5 protein-coding genes are annotated in these 4,666 nt (G+C 55.9%); all 5 read left to right on the top strand.

The annotated features are described in order from the left end of the window. The coding region (locus H6B10_RS12725; protein ID WP_243427376.1) for a primase-like DNA-binding domain-containing protein at nucleotides 1-641 on the top strand (641 nt) is incomplete at its 5' end. Between the two features lie 393 nt (nucleotides 642-1,034). Continuing rightward, on the top strand, nucleotides 1,035-1,244 hold the full coding sequence (locus tag H6B10_RS12730) for a DUF6471 domain-containing protein (protein WP_239475645.1): 210 nt from the start codon (nucleotides 1,035-1,037) through the stop codon (nucleotides 1,242-1,244). A gap of 4 nt (nucleotides 1,245-1,248) precedes the next feature. Beyond that, nucleotides 1,249-1,455, top strand: coding sequence for a DUF3847 domain-containing protein (locus H6B10_RS12735; RefSeq protein ID WP_204651949.1), 207 nt, complete (start codon nucleotides 1,249-1,251; stop codon nucleotides 1,453-1,455). Between the two features lie 429 nt (nucleotides 1,456-1,884). After that, a complete protein-coding gene (mobQ, locus tag H6B10_RS12740) occupies nucleotides 1,885-3,576 on the top strand; it encodes a MobQ family relaxase (RefSeq protein WP_204651950.1) in 1,692 nt (563 codons plus the stop codon). Nucleotides 3,577-3,750: 174 nt separating this feature from the next. After that, nucleotides 3,751-4,666 (top strand): LacI family DNA-binding transcriptional regulator (locus H6B10_RS12745; protein WP_204651951.1); only part of this gene is annotated, 916 nt, incomplete at its 3' end.

The raw sequence follows: 4,666 nt of genomic DNA on the forward strand, positions 1-4,666 counted from the left end.
TGGAGCGCAAGGGCAAGCAGAGCTATCAGGGATGGATGTGCGCCCGGCTGCTGGCCTTCTCCAACGGAGATTTGCAGGCGCTGTTTGACCGGAGCGACGGATTTTATCGCCGCCAGCTGGTGCTGACCACGAAAGAAAAACCGGCTGGCCGTATGGATGATCCTGACCTTGCCGAGAAGATGAAAGCCGAGGTTGAGGGTATTCTGCTGTGGGCTTTTGAGGGATTGCAGCGGCTGGCCGCCAACAACTTCAAATTCACCGAAAGTGAGCGCACCAGAGGGAACCGGGAGGCAGTCAAACGGGACAATAACAATGTCTATGATTTTCTGGATTCTGACGGGTATGTTCGCCTGAAAGCCGATTTATCTGCCAGCTCCAAAGAGCTGTATGAGGCATACCAGATTTACTGCACCGAGAACAACCTGCCTGCCCTGAAACCCCGCAGCTTCAGCGAAGCCCTGATCGCCTGCCAGAGCCGCTACAATCTGGAATATTGTAACAATGTGACCAACGCAGCCGGACGGCGGGTGCGTGGCTTTCTGGGAATTGAGGTACTGGTGAGAAATCATATATCAGTGTTTTCCGGTGATTCGATGCGTACGTACGTACCGGAAGATGTGCCGGAGGAATGGCGGCGCTGAGCCATGTACGTACGTACGCTTTGATTGACCGTTGTTTTCCCTTTTATAGCAATTCGGCGGCTATGGCAGTCAGAATCACTGGTCAAATCCCCATGCTAAATCAAGGCAAGTGGAAATCGAAAAGTATTTGCCTATTGGAAGAAATCATTTTGCGAAACCATGCTTCTCGCCCCGGTGAACCGGGTGCATGGAATCATGGGAAAATGCACGGTTTCAAGCCAAGTCACACGGAACGGAAAAGTCGGAAGGTGCAGCTTATGGGCAGGACATCACACCGACAATTCTGAACGGATTTGGTGACAAGGAGATTTTTCACCATACAGCGAAGCGGTTATGCCAGAGGGCGTACCGGCTTCGCTTTTTTATCAAGTAAATTTAGGAGGATTTTTGATGATGACGGTACGCAACGAGATTAAGGCACAGATCGTCCGGGCCGGATATACCATGCAGGAGCTGGTTGACAGGCTCCATGAGGAATACGGCTGGTCGGATAGTGTTTCCAATCTGTCCGCCAAGCTCCAGCGGGAATCTATTCGCTATAAGGAGGTCATGCAGCTGGCCGATGTGCTGGGCTATGACCTGATCTGGCAGAAACGGAGGTAAAACTATGACAAGTGAAGAAAAGAAACTGTTGCAGGCAAAGCACCGCTTGGAGGAAGCCCAGGCACGGAACCGGGTGAAGGAGCGAAAAGCCCGGACAAGGCGGCTCATTCAGGAGGGTGCTGTGCTGGAAAAAGTGCTGCCGGAAGTACAGGCGGTAGGGCTTGACAATCTGGAAGAATACCTGCGGCGAAAGCTGGCAGCACACGATTGAAAACGGCTGGGAGGTCTCCGGGAAACCGGGGGCCTTCCTCTTTTTTATCCCGAAGGGCGCACTTACTCACCACCTGCTAAAGCAGGCGGTGGTAGCCCTTCCGTTGGTCGGGCACGTGCGCTCTCCGAGGGGGATTGCGGCTCCTGCGGGAGCTGCTGGACAAGGCTGCATTTCTGCCAAACTGCCAGCCTTGCCCATGCAGTCGGCGCAGGGGTTTCCGTTTTGGAAGCCCCTGTTCATGGGGTGGTATATTGCCACCCCATCCCGCCGCCTGCCTGTGTCAACCTGCCACCGGCAGCTTGACACAGATACAGGGGTGGAACAAATCGTTCCGCCCCTGCTGGTGGTACGTCGCATTTCACGACGTACTGAGCGAAAACAAGGGTGCCCTGTTTCGGGGCACCCCTTTCAGAAAGGACAAGGTGATTTATGGCAATTTATCATTTGGAGGCCAAGATGGTCAGCCGTGGAGCCGGACGCTCCGCTGTGGCTGCTGCGGCCTATCTGAGCTGTTCCCGGATGCTCAACGAGTATGACGGGGTACAGCATGACTACACCCGCAAACAGGGCCTTGCCTGGCAGGCGGTGTTCCTGCCGCCAATGGCTCCCCCGGAATGGCAGGAGAGGGAAAAACTCTGGAACGCCGTGGAAGAAGCGGAGAAAACCAAGGACAGCCGTCTGGCGCGGGAATTTGTCGCCGCGCTGCCCATCGAGCTATCACGGCAGCAGCAGATTGAGCTTTTGCAAGATTTTATCCGGGAGCAGTTCGTGGATGAAGGTATGTGCGCTGACGTTGCGATCCACGACACCGACGGCCACAATCCCCACGCCCACATCCTGCTGACGGTGCGTCCTCTGACGGAGTCGGGCGCATGGCAGTACAAGACTGAAAAAGAATATCTCTGCGTCAAGGACGGCGATGAACGCGGCTTTACCGCAGCCGAGTTCAAAACCGCACAGGCTGAGGGCTGGGAGAAGCAGTACCCCTACAAAGTTGGCAAAAGGAAGGTGTATATGGCTCCATCCGCAGCCCATGCGCATGGCCATGTTCGTGTGGACAAACACCCAAAAAGCACCCGGTACGGCAGGCAGAATCCCATCTCTGCGCGGTGGAACAGCGAAGAACAGCTGGTTGTCTGGCGCGAGGCGTGGGCCACGGCGGCGAACCGCTGTCTGGAGCTGGCCGGTCATGCGGAACGCATTGACCACCGCAGCCATGCCGAGCGTGGCCTGGAGGAACGGCCCACCATCCACGAGGGCGTGGCAGCTCAGGCGTTGGAGCGGCGCGGCATCATCTCTGACCGTTGCGAACTGAACCGGCAGATCAAGGCCGACAACGCCCTGCTGCGAGAACTGAAAGCGGAGGTCAAAAAGCTGGCCGCTTTGGTTGCCCACACCGTGCCCGCCGTAGCGGAGCGTCTGGAAAAATTACGCAGCGGGATTTTAATTTTCTGTTATCAGCTGTCCCATATCCGTGCAGGCCGTGCCAGCTGTCAGAAAGCCCTTACTGTGTACAAGCCCCAGCTGACACGGTTCACCAATTTGGCCCGGCAGATCAAGGAGAAAAGCAGGGAGCGCAAAACTGTGAAAGCCGAGAAAGAATCCCTGCCTGCGTGGCAGGTGTTTAAGCACAAAGAGTTGGGCGCTAAGATTGCGGAGCTGACCGAAGATTTGGAGGAACTGCGCTCTGAAAAGGCGCTGTTGTTGCAGCAGTTTGACTATGCCGAGGACGCCGGGGCCGAAACCTTCCGCAAAGACATCGCCGCGCTGGAGTCTAACCTGCAAAAACTGGACGAGCAGGAGCAGAAATATTCCGCTGATCTGGAATCCACACTGCATGAGTACGCCGAGGCAAAATCGCAGGCCGCCGATCTTGACCCGGTGGAACTGTACGAGGCCCGGCAGGCCATCCGGCCCGGATATGAAGTAGCCGCCAACGAAAAGTTGGAACAGGTGTTTGGCAGTAAATATTCACCGCTGCGGTGGATGGACGCTAAACAGGCACAGACGCGCTTGACCAACGATTCGGCGGAGGAATACGCAGCCCGCCAACTGGCACGACAAAAGCAAAAAATCGTGTCACAGCCCAACCGCAAACGGAAGCAGGAGCAGGAAAGGTAACGCGAAAGGCGGCACGGCCCATGTTGGTCGTGTCGCCGTTTGCCCTTACGATGCATTGCAGGACTACTCCATGTTATAACTGGTTCATAATTTAGTAAAATTTTAGTAAAGTATATTGACTTCGACAGAAGGCGCTATATAATGAGCTTGAAACGATACGAAAGGAGGAGCCTCATGGCGACAATCAAGGATGTGGCCCAGGCCGCTCAGGTCTCGACTGCGGCGGTCTCACGGGTTTTGAACAAGGACGACAACATCTCTGTCTCACCGGAGGTGCGGGCCCGGATCTTTCAGGCGGCCCACGTCTTGGGCTATGTATCTCCTCGCCAGAGAAAGGCGGCAGAGCATAAAACGCACCTGGTCATTGGGGTGGCGGACTGGCGGATCATCCGCCCAGACCGGCACAATGTACGGCTCTCGTCCCTGTCCTGTCTGGTACAGATGATGACCGACCAGTACGAGGTAACCTTTGTTCGGTTGACTTTCGGTGAGCCTCAAAAGGTAGATGGCATTATCGCCTTGGGGGTGTTCAGCGAGAAGGAAATCGACTTTCTACGCTCCCTGTCCTTCGCCATCGTCTTTGTGAACTCCAACCAGCACAACTACGAGTTCGACCAGGTGCAGGTGGACTTCGACCGGGGTCAGGAGCAGATGGTGTCCTACCTACTGGATCAGAAGCGGTACACTGGCCTGGGATATATCGGCGGCATTTATGACGGGGCCAACGGCCGCATCGGTACCCACCGTCTGGCGGCCATCCGGCGCATCTTGGAGGAGCGCGGCCAGTACGATCCCCGAACCTTCCATGTGGGGGAAATCAGTCGAGAAAGTGGCTATGCGCTGGCCAAGAAGGCCGTGGAAGAGCATACCTTGGCGGAAGCAGTTCTGTTGGGCAGTGATGAGGTGGCTGAAGGCGCTTTAGAGGCATTCCGGGAACTGGGCGTACGTGTGCCGAAAGACGTGGCGGTCATCATCTATCAGGATATTCAGACCTTGGAGAGCAAGTGGCCCACCGGCACCTGCCTGGAGATGTTCCCGGACTATGTGTGGGAAAATGCTCTGGAACTGCTTTTTGGCCGGATCAGCCAGC

Source organism: Gemmiger formicilis (assembly GCF_016901605.1).
In the GTDB taxonomy this organism is placed as follows: Bacteria; Bacillota; Clostridia; order Oscillospirales; family Ruminococcaceae; genus Gemmiger; species Gemmiger formicilis_B.